Consider the following 15,929-nt stretch of genomic DNA (forward strand, 5'->3'; position numbering starts at 1 on the left):
TGGAGCAGCGGCCCGCCCGTGCGATCAGCGCTTGCGGATCGGCGTCAGCGCTTCCGGATTGGCGACGCTCGACATGTCGCCGTCGTCGAACGCGAGGATGTTCCTGAACGCCGCGCTGAAATAGAGCTCGTAGCTTTCGCGCTCGACATAGCCGATGTGCGGCGTGCAGATCACGTTTTCCATCCGCAGCAGGCTGTAGCCCTGCAGGATCGGCTCGCTCTCGAACACGTCGATCGCGACCATTCCCGGACGGTTGTGCGACAGCGCGTTGACGAGCGCGTTTTCCTCGAGCAGCTCCGCGCGGCTCGTGTTGACGAGCAGCGACGTCGGCTTCATCCGCATCAGGTCTTCCTGCTTGACGATCCCGCGCGTGTCGTCGTGCATGCGCAGGTGCAGCGACAGCACGTCGCTCTGCTCGAACAGCGCCTCGCGGCTCTCGGCGGCCGTGTAGCCGTCGGCGCGCGCGGCTTCGAGCGAGTGCTCGCGGCCCCAGATCAGCACGTTCATCCCGAACGCCTTGCCGTAGCCGGCGACGAGCCGGCCGATCTTGCCGTAGCCCCAGATGCCGAGCGTCTGGCCGCGCAGCACCTGGCCGAGGCCGAAGTTCGGCGGCATTGCCGACGTCTTCAGGCCCGACTGCTGCCAGGCGCCCTGCTTCAGGTTCGCGACGTATTGCGGAATGCGGCGCTGGGCGGCCATCACGAGCGCCCAGGTCAGCTCGGCGGGCGCGACCGGCGAACCGGTGCCTTCGAGCACCGCGATGCCACGGTCGGTACACGCTTCGAGATCGATGTGGCTTGAGACGCGGCCGGTCTGGCTGATCATGCGCAGGTTCGGCAGCTTGGCGAGCAGTTGCGACGAAATCGGGGTCCGTTCACGAATCAGCACGAGCGCCTCGACTTCCGCCAGGCGGCTGGCGAGCTGTCCCAGGCCGCGCACCGTATTGTTGAAGACCTTCACGTCGTGGCCGGCAAGCATCTCGAAGCAGTTCAGCTTGCGGACGGCGTCCTGGTAGTCGTCGAGGATGGCAATTTTCATGGTGAACGGGTGTCGCGCGTTGAAAGCGGCAGTGGCGGCGGCGCACGTCGCGCACCCGTCCCGCCCGGCCGGGGCCGACATGATGCTACGTCGGCCGCCTTCCTGGTGTCTTTTTAACAGGTTGTTACGCTCCGCCGCAATTGGCGGCAGCCTTACCCGGAACCGCTTGTATGCGGTGCGCAAGGGTGCGCTGTTGTGTCGCACCAAATACGTCCTTCCTGATTCGGCCGCTTACTCGACGAGGTTCACCCAATTGTTGCTCCAATCAGAATAGTTGGATCAACTATCCGCAGAAGGCGAGGATTTTTGACTATTTTTATCGTCAACCGGCGCCTTGTTGAGCAACTCTGCATCATTTCCGCTGTCGTAGGAGAATTACGCATTTGCTTCATCTTTTTGAAGTTGTAACAGCGGCAGGAGTCGTTTATGGATCATTTGCAGTCGATGCGCGTGTTCGTCAAGGTTGCAGATCTCGGCAGTTTCGCGCGGGCCGCGAGCGCAATGGATATCTCCAACGCGGTCGCGACGCGTCACGTCGCCGACCTGGAAGGCCGGCTCGGCACGCGTTTGCTGAATCGCACCACACGCAGCCTTTCCCTGACGGAGTCGGGTCAGGTCTATCTGGAACGTGCTCGCCAGATCCTCGATGAGCTCGAGGACGTCGAGCAGATGGTCGTCGCTCGCAATCACGAGCCGGTCGGCACGCTGCGCATCGTCGCGCCGGTCGTGTTCGGCCTGCACAACCTCGCGCCCGTGCTGCAGTCGTACACGGAGAATTTCCCGAAAGTGGTGCCGGATCTCACGCTGGTCGACCGGCAGGTCGATCTCGTCGAGGAAGGCTTCGACGTCGGCATCGTCGTCACGCGCCAGATGCGCAGCGCGAGCATCGTCACGCGGCGCCTGACCACGGGCTGCATGACCGTGTGCGCAACGCCGAGCTACCTGGAGAAGCATGGCGTGCCGACCCATCCGGAGCAGCTTGTCGCGCACCCGAGCCTGAGCCTGCCGGCCGAATACTGGGGCGACGAGCGCGTGTTCACGGGGCCGGACGGCGAAGTGCGCGTGCGCCCGACCAACGTGATCGTCGCGAACAACACCGCGATGCTGCGCCAGTTTGCGCTGCTCGGGATGGGCGTCGCGATCCTGCCGAGCTACCTGATCGGCAGCGACATCGCGCGCGGCGCGCTCGTGCGGCTGCTGCCGGATTTCCGGCTGCCGCAGGTCGAGATCAACATCGCTTACCCGAGCCGGCGCCATCTGCCCGCGAAGGTGCGCACGTTCATCGACCACCTCGTCGAGTATTTCAGTCGCTCGACCGATGCGACGATCGGCGAGCAGTGGGCCGCGCAGGGTGCGCCGCTCGCGCCGATCGGCGTCGAGACGCGTGCGGAGCAGCCCGAAGTGGCCGACCCGAACCTGTCGCCGCGCCTGCCGCGTTCGTCGCGCACGCGTGTCGCGGTGCCGTCGCCGCTGTAACGGCGCGCCGGCCGGGCGGCGGTTGCCGCCGGCACAAAGAAAAAACGCGGATCGAGCGATCGATCCGCGTTTTTTTATGGCTGCCTGGCGGAGCCCGATGCGCCGGGGAAGGCCCCGGCGGCCCGGTCGTTACGAGCCCGTCTTGCGCACCGTCGTTTTGCGAGCGGCGGTCTTGGCAGCGGTCTTGCGGGCCGGTGCCGGTTTCTCTGCGGCGCCTTCCGTCACGGTTTCGGCATCCTTCGTCGCCGATTTTGCCGTCTTCTTCGCGGCGGCGGCCTTCGGTTCCTTCTTCTCGAACTCGAAGCCGATCTTGCCGTCCGGCTGCTTCACGAGGAACGCCTTGAAATTGCGGCCCGTGCGCGACGACTTGAAGTTCGGCAGCAGATCCGTGCGGCCGTCGGCGAGCAGCTTGCCCATCTGCTCGCGCGTGATTTCCTGCTGCAGGATCACCTTGCCCGAGCGGAAGTCGCAGGTCTTCGGGTTCGCAACCGAGTGCTCGCACACGTAGCTCATCCCGTGCTCGAACACGCGGCCCTGGCACTTCGGGCATGCGCCGACCGGCTCCTGCGCGGAGAAGTCGGGTGCTTCGCCTTCCTCGCCGCCCTGGTCCTGGCCGAAATCGAACTCGAGCTTGTAGTTCTTCGTCTCGTCGTCGAACGACAGCTTGAGGATCGCCGAGAACGGGCGGCCCATCTTGCTGCGGAACCCGGACAGCGGACCGATTTCCTTCTTCTGCAGCAGTTCCTCGACTTCCGGGATCTCGAACTGCCGGCTGCCCGGGATTTTCGAGATCGAGAACTCGCACTTCGTGCACGCGAAGCGGCGGTAGTTTTCCTTCACCTGGCCGCCGCAGTTCGGGCACGGCGTCTCGAGCGTCGCGTAGTCGCCGGGGATCGTGTCGGAGTCGTATTCCTTCGCGCGCTTGACGATCTGCTGCGTCATGCGGGCGATTTCCTGCATGAACGCGTCGCGCCCGAGGTTGCCGCGCTCCATCTGCGACAGCTTGTATTCCCACTCGCCGGTGAGTTCCGGGGCGGTCAGTTCCTTCACGCCGAGCCCGCGCAGCAGCGTCATCAACTGGAATGCCTTCGCGGTCGGGATCAGCTCGCGGCCTTCGCGCAACAGGTATTTCTCGCCGAGCAGGCCTTCGATGATCGCCGCGCGCGTGGCCGGCGTGCCGAGACCCTTCGCGGCCATCGCCTCGCGCAACTCATCGTCCTCGACGAGCTTGCCCGCGCCTTCCATCGCCGACAGCAGCGTCGCTTCCGAGTAGCGTGCGGGCGGCTTCGTCACGAGCGCGACGGCGGCGATTTCGTCCGTCTTCACCTTCTCGTTCTTCTGCACCGGCACGAGGTTCGCGTCCGCGCCTTCGGCGTCGCGGCCGTAGACCTGCAGCCAGCCCGGCTCGACGAGCACCTTGCCTTCGGTCTTGAAGTGATGGCCGGCGACTTCGGTGATCCGCGTCGTGACGCGGAATTCGGCCGCCGGGAAGAACACGGCGAGGAAGCGCTTCACGACCAGGTCGTACAGCTTCTGCTCCGGCTCGGACAGCGACTTCGGCGCCTGCAGCGTCGGGATGATTGCAAAGTGGTCGCTGATCTTCGAGTTGTCGAAGATCCGCTTGTTCGGCTTCACCCAGCCCTTGTCGAGCACCTGCTTCGCATGCGGCAGGTAGTTGTTGCTCTCCTTGAGCATCTCGAGCGTGGACTCGACCGTCGAAAGATAGTCTTCCGGCAGCGCGCGCGCGTCGGTACGCGGGTAGGTCAGCACCTTGTGCTTTTCATACAGCGCCTGCGCGAGGCCGAGCGTGTTCTTCGCGGAGAAGCCGAAGCGGCCGTTCGCCTCGCGCTGCAGGCTCGTCAGGTCGAACAGCAGCGGCGACAGTTGCGTCGACGGCTTCGATTCCTCGGAAACCGTGCCGACCTGGTCGCGGCATGCGGCGACGATCGTTTCGGCGGCAGGCAGGCTCCACAGGCGGGAGTCGCGTTTCTCCGGATCGAATTCGTCGCGCTTGAATTTCGGGTCGTACCACCTGCCTTCGTAGAAACCCCCCGCGCAGGCGAATTCGGCCCGCACTTCCCAATAGTCGCGCGGGATGAAGCGGCGGATCTTCTCTTCGCGTTCGACGACGATCGACAGCGTTGGCGTCTGAACGCGGCCGACTGTCGTCAGGAAGAAGCCGCCGCCCTTGCTGTTGAACGCGGTCATCGCGCGGGTGCCGTTGATCCCGACGAGCCAGTCGGCTTCCGAGCGGCAGCGTGCGGCGTCGGCGAGCGGCTGCATGTCGGTGTCGCTGCGCAGGTTCGCGAAGCCGTCGCGGATCGCCTGCGGGGTCATCGACTGCAGCCACAGGCGCTGGACCGGCTGCTTCGCTTTCGCGTGCTGCGCGATCAGGCGGAAAATCAGCTCGCCCTCGCGCCCCGCGTCACATGCGTTGATCAGGCGCTCGACGTCCTTGCGCTTCATCAGCTTCGTGAGCACCTTGAGGCGCGACTCGCTTTTTGCGATCGGGTTCAGGTCGAAATGCGGGGGGATGACGGGCAGATGCGCGAAGCTCCATTTCCCGCGCTTGACCTCGTACTCTTCCGGGGCGGCGATTTCCAGCAAGTGGCCGACAGCGGACGAAAGGACGAATTCGTCGCTCTCGTAATACTCGTCATGCTTGGTAAAGCCGCCCAAAGCGCGTGCGATGTCGTTCGCGACAGAAGGCTTTTCCGCAATGATCAGTGCTTTGGACATGACAGGTGTGTGTTGGTGGACCGGGTTCGCCGGTTGTGGGTCCCTTTTACGACCGCTTTATAGCACACGCCGAAGCGACGGCGGCTCGGCGTGTAAAAAGCGGCCCATCATAGAGGGGGGGCGCAACGGCGGCAAGCGCCCGGCGCGACAGGGCGCGCAAACGTGCGAAAAACCGCCGGGTCGGCACGCGAATTCAGGCTTCGACGTTCAGGACGTTGCGCAATTTCGGTGCGTGCGGCGCACCGGGTACCGCGCTCAGGTCGGACAGCATCCGTTCGACGATCGCCGCGTGCGGCAGGACCGTGCCGAAGAAGCGGGCGGCGTTGGCATCCTCGATCAGGATCGTCGGGAAGTTCTCGACGTCGAGATCGTCGAGCCGGTCGGCATGCGTTTCGATGTCGATCCAGGCGAAGCAGGCGTCCGGATGCGCGTCGGCGAGCTGGTCGAAGGCCTTTCGGTAGTCGCGGCACGTGCCGCACCACTCGGCGCACAGGCAGGCGACGAGCAACGCGCCGGGATCGGCGAGCCGCTCGGCGATCCGATCCGCATCGGTGTCGAGATTCAGCGCGGGCATGGATTTCCTTGGGTAGCGTCGGCGGCACGGCCGCCCCTATTCGGGGAAATGTAGCACGCCGCGCGCGGGCGGGGTGGGCGCGGCGTCAAGCCGCGCGAAGCGTCCGCCGGGGAGGCTTGCAACGCGACCGGCCAGTTCGAGCGCGAGCAGCGCGCGGTGCAGTACGTCGTCGGACAGGCCGCTGTGTTCGGCGAGCCATTCGTATGTGACGGGGCCGTATCCCAGTGCGGCGAGCACGGCCTGCTCGGGCAGGGTGCGGGGTGGCGGCGGCGCTTCGACCCGGGCGGGCGCGGCGGCTGGAACGGCGGGATCGGTTCGCGTGATGCCGGCGACGGCGCGCTCGCCGGCGGCTTGGATTCCGCCGATGCTGCCGGCGTTCGCGCCCGAATTTCCGGAGCATGCCGCGCGTGCCGTCGGTTCGCCCAGCCCGTATTCCTCGAGAACATCGAGCGGCGCCGCCGTAAGCTTCGCGCCGTCGCGGATCAGCGCGTGGCAGCCTTGCGCGAGCGGTGCGTGGATCGAGCCCGGCATCGCGAACACATCGCGCCCCAGTTCGTTCGCGAGCCGTGCGGTGATCAGCGAACCGGAGCGCGGGGCGGCCTCGACGACGAGCGCGCCGATCGCCAGCGCCGCGATCAGCCGGTTGCGCTGCGGGAAATGTGCGGCGCGGGCCGGCGTGCCGAGCGGCCATTCCGACAGGATCGCGCCGTGCGCGGCGATCTCGTGGGCGAGCGTGCGGTGCCGCGCCGGATAGACGAGATCGCCGCCTGTCGCGATCACCGCGATCGTGCCCGACCGGCCGTCGAGCCCGCCGCGATGCGCGGCGCCGTCGATTCCGAGCGCGAGGCCCGAGATGATCGGAAGCCCCGCGTCGGACAGCTCGCGTGCGAAGCGCGTCGCGTCGGCGAGCCCCTGCGGAGTCGCGTGGCGGCTGCCGACCACGGCGAGGCCGCGTGCGTGCAACAGGTCGAGCCGGCCCTTTACATATAGCAGCGGCGGCGGGTCGTGCAGGTCGCGCAGCCGCGGCGGGTAGGCCGGATCGTTGAGCGTGACGAGCGCATTACCCGGCGCATCGAGCCACGCGAGCGCGGCATCGGTGCGTGCGTCGAGATCGTCGCGTTCGCTCGCGCGCACGGCCAGCGCGGCGGCCGGGCCTGCTGCCGCGGCAATGGCCTGGTCGGGCGCGCGCAGCAGCGCCGCCGGCGAGCCGAACGCGTCGAGCAGCGCCTGCAGTACGGTGGGCGCGAGGCCAGGCGCATGCGCGAGCTGCAGCCACGCGCGCAATGCGGAGGTGGTCAGCGCTTGCGGCGACATGAGGCTGCCCTCGAACGCGGCGGCCAGCGGACCGCGTGACGCCATGATAAAATTTTCATCATCCGAAATACTCGACAGGGCCGCGCGTGCAGGCGCCCGGCCAATTGCAGGAGGCGCGATCCGCGGCATTGATTCGCCGCGCATCCGCCTCATCTTCATTGCATCGCGGCGGCGGCGCCAGCCGGCCGGATGGCCGATGCCGCACCCCGCTCTACCGAATACCGAACGCCATGGCTTTGCTCAACATTCTTCACTACCCCGACAAGCGGCTGCACAAGGTCGCCAAGCCGGTCGACAAGGTCGACGACCGGATCCGCAAGCTCGTCGCCGACATGGCCGAGACCATGTACGCGGCGCCCGGCATCGGCCTGGCGGCCACGCAGGTCGACGTGCACGAGCGCGTGATCGTGATCGACATTTCCGAGGAAAAGAACGAGCTGCGCGCGTTCATCAACCCCGAGATCGTGTGGTCGAGCGACGCGAAGCAGATCTATGAAGAGGGCTGCCTGTCGGTGCCCGGCATCTACGACGAAGTCGAGCGCCCAGACCACGTGCGCGTGCGCGCGCTCAACGAACAGGGCGAGAGCTTCGAGCTCGACTGCGAGGGCCTGCTCGCCGTGTGCGTCCAGCACGAGATGGATCACCTGATGGGGCGCGTGTTCGTCGAATACCTGTCGCCGCTCAAGCAGACGCGCATCAAGACGAAGATGAAGAAACTCGAACGCGCGATGTGACGCGCGTTCGCCCTGCCCGACCCCGAACGCTGTCATGACCCATACGTTGCGCGTGATTTTTGCCGGTACGCCGGAATTTGCCGCGGCTGCCCTCGCCGCGATCCACGAGGCCGGTTTCCCGGTGCCGCTCGTGCTCACCCAGCCCGATCGCCCGGCCGGGCGCGGGATGAAACTGCAGGCGAGCGCCGTGAAGCGCTACGCCGTCGAGCATGGCATGCCCGTCGCGCAGCCGCCGTCGCTGCGCCGCGCGGGCAAGTACCCCGCGGAGGCGGCCGACGCGATCGAGCTGCTGCGCGCGACCCCGCACGACGTGATGGTGGTCGCCGCGTACGGCCTGCTGCTGCCGCAGGAGGTGCTCGACATTCCGCGCGACGGCTGCATCAACATCCATGCGTCGCTGCTGCCGCGCTGGCGCGGCGCCGCGCCGATCCACCGCGCGATCGAGGCCGGCGACGCCGAGACGGGCGTCACGCTGATGCAGATGGACGTCGGCCTCGACACCGGCGCGATGATCGAGGAGGCGCGCATCGCGATCGCGCCCGACGATACGACCGCGACGCTGCACGACCGGCTGGCCGCCGACGGCGCGCGGCTGATCGTCGACGCGCTCGTGCGGCTCGAGCGCGACGGCACGCTGCCGGCGACGCCGCAGCCGGCCGACGGCGTGACCTATGCGGAAAAGATTGGCAAGCACGAAGCGGCGCTCGACTGGCGCAAGCCGGCCGACGTGCTCGCGCGCCAGGTGCGTGCGTTCGATCCGTTCCCCGGCGGCGTCGCGACGCTCGACGGCGCGGCAATCAAGCTGTGGGCGGCCGAGCCCGTGGCGGCGCGCGGCGACGCGGCGCCCGGCACGATCGTCGAAGCCGCGCCGGAAGGCGTGGTCGTCGCATGCGGTAGCGGCGCGCTGCGCGTCACGCAGTTGCAGAAGCCGGGCGGCAAGCGGCTGCCCGCGCGCGAATTCCTGGCCGGCTCGCCGCTCGCCGCGGGCCAGCGTTTCGCGCTGACCGACGTTGCGTAAGGTGGCCTGACCGCCATTCGACACGGCCTGCCGGCCCTGCGCAATCGGCCGGACGGCCGAATCGCGCAGCGCGGCAGGCGCGCGTAGAATTTCCCTGCGCTCTCCGGTTTCGAGGTTTTCATGTTTGGCATCACCCATTTCGGCTTCTTCGTGCTGGCAGTTTTCTTGCTGAACGTCACGCCCGGCCCCGACACGGCCTACATCGTCGGCCGCAGCGTCGCGCAGGGCCGCGGCGCGGGGCTGATGTCGGCGCTCGGCATTTCGGCCGGCTGTTGCGTTCACGCGCTGGCGTGCGCATTCGGCCTCACGGCGCTGCTCGCGGCGTCGGCTGCCGCGTTCACGGTGATCAAGCTGGCCGGCGCCGCGTACCTGATCTACCTCGGCGTGCGGATGATCGTCGCGAAGCAGGCGGCCGCGCCGTCGGGCGCCGCGGCCGCGCAGGCCGCGAAGCCGCTGCGCCAGCTGTTCACGCAGGGCTTCTGGACCAACGTGCTGAACCCGAAGGTCGTGCTGTTCTTCGTGTCGTTCTTCCCGCAGTTCGTGTCGGTCGACAGCCAGCACAAGGCATTGGCGTTCCTGACCCTCGGCGCGGTGTTCGTTGCGATGAGCACGGTCTGGACCAGCCTGGTCGCATGGGTCGCGGGCAGCGTCACGCAGCGCTTTTCCGGCAAGCCGGGCGTCAGGAAGTGGCTCGACCGCACGGTCGGCAGCGCTTTCGTCGGCCTCGGCCTTCGTCTTGCAACATCGCAACGCTGAGATTGAATTTTTCCGGCAAGACCTTATCTAACAAATCGCTTACAATTTTCCGCCGTGCCTGTGATGCGCGGCGGGTCCCCTGACGGATAAGGAGTGGGTATGTTCAATTGGGTCAAAACGGCGATGCTGATGGCCGCGATCACGGCCCTGTTCATCGTGATCGGCGGGATGATCGGCGGTTCGCGCGGCATGACGATCGCGTTGCTGTTCGCGCTCGGCATGAATTTCTTCTCGTACTGGTTCTCCGACAAGATGGTGCTGCGCATGTACAACGCGCAGGAAGTGGACGAGAACACGGCGCCGCAGTTCTACCGGATGGTGCGCGAGCTGGCCACGCGCGCGAACCTGCCGATGCCGCGCGTCTACCTGATCAACGAGGATGCGCCGAACGCGTTCGCGACGGGCCGCAACCCCGAGCACGCGGCGGTCGCGGCGACGACAGGCATCCTGCGCGTGCTGTCGGAGCGCGAGATGCGCGGCGTGATGGCGCACGAACTCGCGCACGTGAAGCACCGCGACATCCTGATCTCGACGATCACCGCGACGATGGCGGGCGCGATCTCGGCGATTGCGAACTTCGCGATGTTCTTCGGCGGGCGCGACGAGAACGGCCGGCCGGCCAACCCGATCGCGGGTATTGCGGTCGCGCTGCTCGCGCCGATCGCCGGTGCGCTGATCCAGATGGCGATTTCGCGGGCACGCGAGTTCGAGGCCGACCGCGGCGGCGCGCAGATTTCCGGCGATCCGCAGTCGCTCGCGACCGCGCTCGACAAGATCCATCGCTATGCGGCCGGCATCCCGTTCCAGGCGGCCGAAGCGCATCCGGCCACCGCGCAGATGATGATCATGAACCCGCTCCACGGCGGTGGCCTGAAGAACCTGTTCTCGACGCACCCGGCCACCGAGGAGCGCATCGCACGCCTGATGGAGATGGCGCGTACCGGCCGCTTCGATTAAGTCCCGGCGCACCGCGCGGCCGTTGCCGCGTGGCGTCCGCCCCGCCACCCCGCACGCGTCGCGCTGCGGGGTGTTTCATTTGTGCGCGCGGTAAAGGGGCCAAAGGGGCCGCATGGTCGCACGCTACAATGCGCGGTTTGGGATCGCGCCTGCTACGCGGCCGCGATCCCGTCGTTTGCCGCATTTGTTTGCAGCGCCTGTTTGCTGATTCCGCTCCGATGACACGAACCCGTTCTTCCGCTCCGTCTTCTTCCGGCCGCCCGGCGCGCCTGTCCGCACTGCACCTGGCGCCCGAGTCGCTCGGCTTCGCACTCGACGCGGCCGCGCAGGCGGTCGATGCGGTACGGCGCGGCACCGCGCTGCCGGCAGCACTCTCGGCGGTATTCGGGCAGATGGCGTCCGGTGCGCAGGCGCTCGCGCGCGGCGCGACGCAGGACGTTGCGTACCGGACGATGCGTCGCCTCGGCAGTGCGGACTGGCTGATCGGCCGGTTCGTCGGCAAGGCGCCGCCCGCGCACGTGCACGCGGTACTCGCGGGCGCATTCGCGCTGCTGCTCGACCCGGCGGAAGATGCCGCGTATCCGGCGTTCACGGTGGTCGACCAGGCCGTCACCGTGATCGGCGCGCGGCGCGAATACGCGTTCGCGAAGGGCATGGTCAACGCGGTGCTGCGTCGTTTCCTGCGCGAGCGCGATGCGCTCGTCGCGGCGATGCAGGACGACGCCGTCGCGCGCTGGAATTACCGCGCATGGTGGGTCGATGCGGTGAAGCGCGCATGGCCCGATGCATGGCAGGCGATCCTCGCGGCCGGCGAGCGCCAGGGGCCGCTGACGCTGCGCGTGAATGCGCGCCGCGCAAGCGTCGACGCGTATCTCGACACGTTGCGCACGAGCGGGATCGAAGCGACCGCAATCGGCCGGCATGCGGTGCGGCTCGCATCGGCGCTGCCGGTCGAGCGCATTCCGGGATTCGCCGACGGCGTGGTGTCGGTGCAGGATGCCGGCGCGCAGCTCGCGGCAGAATGGCTCGGCGCGCGCGACGGCATGCGCGTGCTCGACGCATGTGCGGCGCCCGGCGGCAAGACCGGCCATATTCTCGAACTGGCCGATGCGGAAGTCGTTGCGCTCGAAAGCGACGCGACGCGCGCGGCACGCATCGGCGAGAACCTCGTGCGCCTGTCGCTGGAAGCGGACGTGCGCGTCGGCGATGCAGGTGCGCCCGATGCGTGGTACGACGGGCGCCCGTTCGACCGTATCCTGGCCGATGTGCCGTGCTCGGCCTCCGGCATCGTGCGGCGGCACCCCGACATTCGCTGGCTGCGCCGCGAGGCCGACATCCCGGCGCTCGTCGCGGAGCAGCGCCGCATCCTGTCGGCGCTGTGGCCGCTCGTGAAGCCGGGCGGCGAACTGCTTTACGTGACCTGTTCGATCTTTCCCGAAGAAGGCGAGTTGCAGGCCCGCTGGTTTGAAGCGGCTTGTGAAGATGCGGTACGATTGGACGCCCCCGGCCAACTGCTGCCGGACGGAGTGCAGGGAGGGGCTGCCGCCGGCGCACTCGACCAGAACACCGATCACGACGGATTTTTCTACGCGCGGTTTCAGAAACGGTGACGATCAAACACCTTTTTCCACTTCGGCTCGCGGCCGTCCTGATGGTCGCGTTGACGCTGTGCCTGGCCGTCGTCCGGCCGGCGCATGCCCAGTCGATCGCCGTGCAGCGTGCGTCGCTCCAGGCCGACGGAAGCGGCTGGAGCCTCGACGCCCGCTTCGATTTCGAGCTGAATCCGAACCTCGAGGATGCCGTTAACAAAGGCATTCCGGTGTATTTCACGACGGATTTCGAGTTGAGCCGCGCGCGCTGGTACTGGCTTGACGAACAGCCGGTATCGGTGTCACAGACGATCCGCCTGTCGTTCCAGCCGCTCACGCGCGAGTACCGCGTGTCGACGGGCGGCCTGCAACTCGGTTTCCCGTCGCTGAAGGACGCGCTCGCGGTGGTCCGGCACATCACGTCGTGGCACGTGATCGACCGCAACCAGGTGCGCACGGGCGAAACCTACATGGCGTCGGTGCGGATGCAGCTCGATACGGCGCTGATGCCGAAGCCGTTCCAGGTCGACGCCGTGAACAACCGCGACTGGACGCTCGGGTCGGACTGGAAGCGCTTCAACTTCACGGTGACCGAACGTGCTAAATAAAGTGCGCCGCGCGGCCAGCGGGAAGAGCCTCCTCGTTCGCGTGATCGTCTCGACCGTCGCGCTCACCGCGCTGCTGCTGCTCGTGCTGCTCGCGGCCGCGAGCGCCAACACCGAATTCTTCGATCGCTACTACTCGTGGCTGTACGCGACGAACATCGTCGTCGCGCTCGTGTTCCTGCTCGTGGTGCTCGGGCTGATCGGGATGATCGTCGTGCGCCTGCGCAAGGGCAAGTTCGGCACGCGGCTGCTCGCGAAGCTCGCGGTGTTCTTCGCGCTCGTCGGCGTGGTGCCCGGCGGGATCATCTACATCGTGTCGTACCAGTTCGTGTCGCGCAGCATCGAGTCGTGGTTCGACGTGAACGTCGAGACGGCGCTGACGGCCGGCCTGAACCTCGGCCGCGGGATGCTCGATGCGTCGCTGTCCGATCTGCAGACGAAGGCGCGGCTGATGTCCGATCAGCTCGCGAGCGTCGACGCGAACACGAACGGCACGACGCTTACGCTGCTGCGGCTGCGCGACCAGTTCGGCGTGCAGGACGCGACGATCGTCGAGCCGAGCCGCGGCGGTTCGGGCGCGGCGCCCGACCTGCATATCGTCGCGCAGGCGTCGGGCAATTTTGCGGCGTTGATTCCGGACGACCTGCCGACGTCGCTGATGCTGAGCCAGGCGCGCGAACACGGCGCGTACGCGGCGATCGAGGGCGAAGTCGACGGCGACCCGCGCGCGCACGGCGCGAAAGGCGCGCTGCGGTTGCGTGTCGTGCGGCCGATTCCCGATGCGACGACATCGCTGTTGCAGCCGGCCGAACGCTTCCTGCAGCTCACGCAACCGGTGCCGCCCACGCTCGCGCACAACGCCGACGCCGTGCAGCGCGCGTATCGCGAGTACCAGGAAAAGTCGCTCGGCCGCACGGGGCTGCGCAAGATGTACATCGGCACGCTGACGCTCGCGCTGTTCCTCGCGACCTTCATCGCGATGATGCTCGCGCTCGCGCTCGGCCAACAGCTCGCGCGGCCGCTGTTCCTGCTCGCGCAGGGCACCAAGGAGATCACGGAAGGCGACTACACGCCGAAGCGCGAGATCAAGACGCGCGACGAGCTCGGCTTCCTCACGCAGTCGTTCAACGCGATGACGCGCCAGTTGTCCGAGGCGCGGCTCGCGGTCGAGAAGAACCGCATCGCGCTCGAGCATTCGAAGACGTATCTCGAGAGCATCCTCGCGAACCTGACCGCAGGCGTGTTCGTGCTCGACCGCCAGTTCCGGCTGACGACGGCCAACCGCGGCGCCGAGCGGATCTTCCGGCAGCCGTTCAACGCGCTGATCGGCACGACGCTCGACCGGATCGGCGTTGCCGCGGGGTTCGGTGCAATGGTGCGCAAGGCATTCGCCGATCGCGAGGCGGCGTCCGACGGCGGCAGCGGCGATCGCGGCCACTGGCAGCAGCAGTTCGCGATCGAGATGCCGGGCGAAACCGAACCGCTGACGCTGCTCGTGCGCGGCGCGCGCCTCGTGTCGACGGTCGAGGGGCAGGCCGACGATCCGCAGACGTCCGGTTACGTCGTCGTGTTCGACGATATTTCCGACGTGATTTCCGCGCAGCGTTCGGTCGCGTGGGGCGAGGTCGCGCGGCGGCTCGCGCACGAGATCAAGAATCCGCTGACGCCGATCCAGCTGTCGGCCGAGCGGCTGCAGATGAAGCTGTCCGACAAGCTCGCGCCGTCCGACGCGGATGTGCTCAAGCGCGGCGCGACGATGATCGTCAACCAGGTGGCCGCGATGAAGCGGATGGTCGACGATTTCCGCGAATACGCGCGCACGCCGCCGGCGGTGCTCGCGAACCTGCAGTTGAACGAACTGGCAAGCGAGGTGCTCGGGCTGTATGGTGTCGGTGAAGGCAAGAGCCCGATCGTCGCCGAGCTCGCGCCGTCGCTGCCGGTGATTCGCGGCGACGCGACGCAATTGCGCCAGGTGATCCACAACCTGCTGCAGAATGCGCAGGATTCGGTCGCGGAGTCCGCACATCCGCGTGTGTTGATCGAAACCAAGACAGTAGAATATGGCGATCCCGACGCCGAGGGCAAAACGCGCGTCGCGGTACGTCTTACCGTGTCCGACAACGGGCCCGGTTTTCCGGCACGCATCCTGACCCGCGCGTTCGAGCCTTACGTGACGACGAAGGCGAAGGGCACAGGGCTCGGGCTGGCCACGGTCAAGAAAATCGTCGATGAGCACGGTGCGCGGATCGATCTGCGCAATCGCATGCACGGCGAGACCGTCGAGGGTGCGCAGGTGTCGATCCTGTTCCTGCAGATGGCGAGCGATGCGCCGGGCGCCGAATCGGGCGCGCAGGGCGGGACGACCCCCGCTAAGACAAAAGCAAGTGAGCAGACAAGGGCAGCGTAAATGGCAACCATCCTGGTGGTAGATGATGAAATGGGCATCCGGGAATTGCTCTCGGAGATCCTCAGCGATGAAGGACATGTCGTCGAGGCAGCGGAGAACGCGCAGGCCGCGCGGGAATACCGGCTGAATCAGGCGCCCGATCTCGTGCTGCTCGATATCTGGATGCCCGATACCGACGGCGTCACGTTGCTCAAGGAATGGGCCGCGCAGGGGCTGCTGACGATGCCCGTGATCATGATGTCCGGGCACGCGACGATCGACACGGCCGTCGAGGCGACGAAGATCGGCGCGCTCGATTTCCTCGAGAAGCCGATCGCGCTGCAGAAGTTGCTGAAGTCCGTCGAGCACGGTCTCGCACGCGGCGCGGCGCCGGTGTCCGCGAACGCGGCGGCGAAGGCCGGCGCCGGGCAGGGCGCGGGGCCCGCGGCGGTTGCGTCCGCGGCGGCGCTGCCGACGCTCGGCGACGACATGGCGGCGGCACTCGGCCTCGCGGGGCAGACGGCCGCGATCCCGTTCGACATCCCATTGCGTGAAGCACGCGATGCGTTCGAGCGCGCGTACTTCGAATATCACCTCGCGCGCGAGAACGGCAGCATGACGCGCGTCGCGGAGAAGACGGGCCTCGAGCGCACGCACCTGTATCGCAAGCTCAAGCAGCTCGGCGTCGAGCTCGGCAAGAAGCCGTCCGAAGGCGCGATATAAGATTTTTTGCGAAAACGCTT

Annotated in this window: 13 protein-coding genes; 9 read left to right on the forward strand and 4 right to left on the reverse strand. The window is 67.2% G+C overall.

Annotation, left to right across the window (positions count from 1 at the left end):
• Positions 1–24 precede the first annotated feature (24 nt).
• A complete protein-coding gene (locus tag JYG32_RS14820) occupies positions 25–1,038 on the reverse strand; it encodes a D-2-hydroxyacid dehydrogenase family protein (protein WP_027788844.1) in 1,014 nt (337 codons plus the stop codon).
• Between the two features lie 426 nt (positions 1,039–1,464).
• Here JYG32_RS14820 and JYG32_RS14825 point away from each other — a divergent pair, with 426 nt between their 5' ends.
• Positions 1,465–2,514 carry a LysR family transcriptional regulator gene (locus tag JYG32_RS14825; RefSeq protein ID WP_213263944.1) on the forward strand — a complete coding sequence of 350 codons (1,050 nt, stop codon included), beginning with the start codon at positions 1,465–1,467 and terminating at the stop codon, positions 2,512–2,514.
• A gap of 129 nt (positions 2,515–2,643) precedes the next feature.
• Here JYG32_RS14825 and JYG32_RS14830 read toward each other — a convergent pair whose 3' ends face one another.
• From JYG32_RS14830 to dprA, 3 genes are all read right to left on the reverse strand, one after another.
• A complete protein-coding gene (locus JYG32_RS14830) occupies positions 2,644–5,253 on the reverse strand; it encodes a DNA topoisomerase III (protein ID WP_213263945.1) in 2,610 nt (869 codons plus the stop codon).
• A gap of 193 nt (positions 5,254–5,446) precedes the next feature.
• Positions 5,447–5,827 carry a thioredoxin family protein gene (locus tag JYG32_RS14835; protein ID WP_213263946.1) on the reverse strand — a complete coding sequence of 127 codons (381 nt, stop codon included), beginning with the start codon at positions 5,825–5,827 and terminating at the stop codon, positions 5,447–5,449.
• Positions 5,828–5,863: 36 nt separating this feature from the next.
• Positions 5,864–7,300 (reverse strand): DNA-processing protein DprA, encoded by a 1,437-nt coding sequence (gene dprA / locus JYG32_RS14840; protein ID WP_213263947.1) that lies wholly within the window; start codon positions 7,298–7,300, stop codon positions 5,864–5,866.
• A gap of 71 nt (positions 7,301–7,371) precedes the next feature.
• On the opposite strand from dprA, the gene def reads away from it, so the two are divergent.
• From def to esaR, 8 genes are all read left to right on the forward strand, one after another.
• Positions 7,372–7,875, forward strand: a complete 504-nt coding sequence (gene def, locus JYG32_RS14845) for a peptide deformylase (RefSeq protein WP_174380681.1) — start codon at positions 7,372–7,374, stop codon at positions 7,873–7,875.
• 34 nt (positions 7,876–7,909) lie between these two features.
• Positions 7,910–8,893: a methionyl-tRNA formyltransferase gene (gene fmt, locus JYG32_RS14850; RefSeq protein WP_174380682.1), complete on the forward strand. Its 984-nt coding sequence runs from the start codon at positions 7,910–7,912 to the stop codon at positions 8,891–8,893.
• Between the two features lie 120 nt (positions 8,894–9,013).
• The gene (locus tag JYG32_RS14855; RefSeq protein WP_213263948.1) at positions 9,014–9,649 is read left to right on the forward strand and encodes a LysE family translocator; all 636 of its coding nucleotides are present in this window, start codon (positions 9,014–9,016) and stop codon (positions 9,647–9,649) included.
• Between the two features lie 99 nt (positions 9,650–9,748).
• Complete coding sequence (gene htpX, locus JYG32_RS14860) at positions 9,749–10,606, forward strand: zinc metalloprotease HtpX (RefSeq protein ID WP_174380684.1); 858 nt, start codon at positions 9,749–9,751, stop codon at positions 10,604–10,606.
• 218 nt (positions 10,607–10,824) lie between these two features.
• The gene (gene rsmB, locus JYG32_RS14865; protein ID WP_213263949.1) at positions 10,825–12,216 is read left to right on the forward strand and encodes a 16S rRNA (cytosine(967)-C(5))-methyltransferase RsmB; all 1,392 of its coding nucleotides are present in this window, start codon (positions 10,825–10,827) and stop codon (positions 12,214–12,216) included.
• Complete coding sequence (locus tag JYG32_RS14870; protein ID WP_213263950.1) at positions 12,213–12,803, forward strand: DUF4390 domain-containing protein; 591 nt, start codon at positions 12,213–12,215, stop codon at positions 12,801–12,803. Before rsmB ends, JYG32_RS14870 begins: the two co-directional genes overlap by 4 nt.
• Positions 12,793–15,207, forward strand: a complete 2,415-nt coding sequence (esaS, locus tag JYG32_RS14875; protein ID WP_174380687.1) for a sensor histidine kinase EsaS — start codon at positions 12,793–12,795, stop codon at positions 15,205–15,207. Before JYG32_RS14870 ends, esaS begins: the two co-directional genes overlap by 11 nt.
• Positions 15,208–15,909 (forward strand): response regulator transcription factor EsaR, encoded by a 702-nt coding sequence (gene esaR / locus JYG32_RS14880; RefSeq protein ID WP_174380688.1) that lies wholly within the window; start codon positions 15,208–15,210, stop codon positions 15,907–15,909.
• Positions 15,910–15,929 lie beyond the last annotated feature (20 nt).

Source organism: Burkholderia pyrrocinia, assembly GCF_018417535.1.
Lineage (GTDB): Bacteria > Pseudomonadota > Gammaproteobacteria > Burkholderiales > Burkholderiaceae > Burkholderia > Burkholderia pyrrocinia_E.

What these genes read in the sequence shown, in the direction of transcription:
- JYG32_RS14820 (WP_027788844.1), bottom strand. Translation starts at nt 1,038, where the DNA reads ATGAAAATTGCCATCCTCGACGACTACCAGGACGCCGTCCGCAAGCTG.
- JYG32_RS14825 (WP_213263944.1), top strand. Translation starts at nt 1,465, where the DNA reads ATGGATCATTTGCAGTCGATGCGCGTGTTCGTCAAGGTTGCAGATCTC.
- JYG32_RS14830 (WP_213263945.1), bottom strand. Translation starts at nt 5,253, where the DNA reads ATGTCCAAAGCACTGATCATTGCGGAAAAGCCTTCTGTCGCGAACGAC.
- JYG32_RS14835 (WP_213263946.1), bottom strand. Translation starts at nt 5,827, where the DNA reads ATGCCCGCGCTGAATCTCGACACCGATGCGGATCGGATCGCCGAGCGG.
- dprA (WP_213263947.1), bottom strand. Translation starts at nt 7,300, where the DNA reads ATGAAGATGAGGCGGATGCGCGGCGAATCAATGCCGCGGATCGCGCCT.
- def (WP_174380681.1), top strand. Translation starts at nt 7,372, where the DNA reads ATGGCTTTGCTCAACATTCTTCACTACCCCGACAAGCGGCTGCACAAG.
- fmt (WP_174380682.1), top strand. Translation starts at nt 7,910, where the DNA reads ATGACCCATACGTTGCGCGTGATTTTTGCCGGTACGCCGGAATTTGCC.
- JYG32_RS14855 (WP_213263948.1), top strand. Translation starts at nt 9,014, where the DNA reads ATGTTTGGCATCACCCATTTCGGCTTCTTCGTGCTGGCAGTTTTCTTG.
- htpX (WP_174380684.1), top strand. Translation starts at nt 9,749, where the DNA reads ATGTTCAATTGGGTCAAAACGGCGATGCTGATGGCCGCGATCACGGCC.
- rsmB (WP_213263949.1), top strand. Translation starts at nt 10,825, where the DNA reads ATGACACGAACCCGTTCTTCCGCTCCGTCTTCTTCCGGCCGCCCGGCG.
- esaR (WP_174380688.1), top strand. Translation starts at nt 15,208, where the DNA reads ATGGCAACCATCCTGGTGGTAGATGATGAAATGGGCATCCGGGAATTG.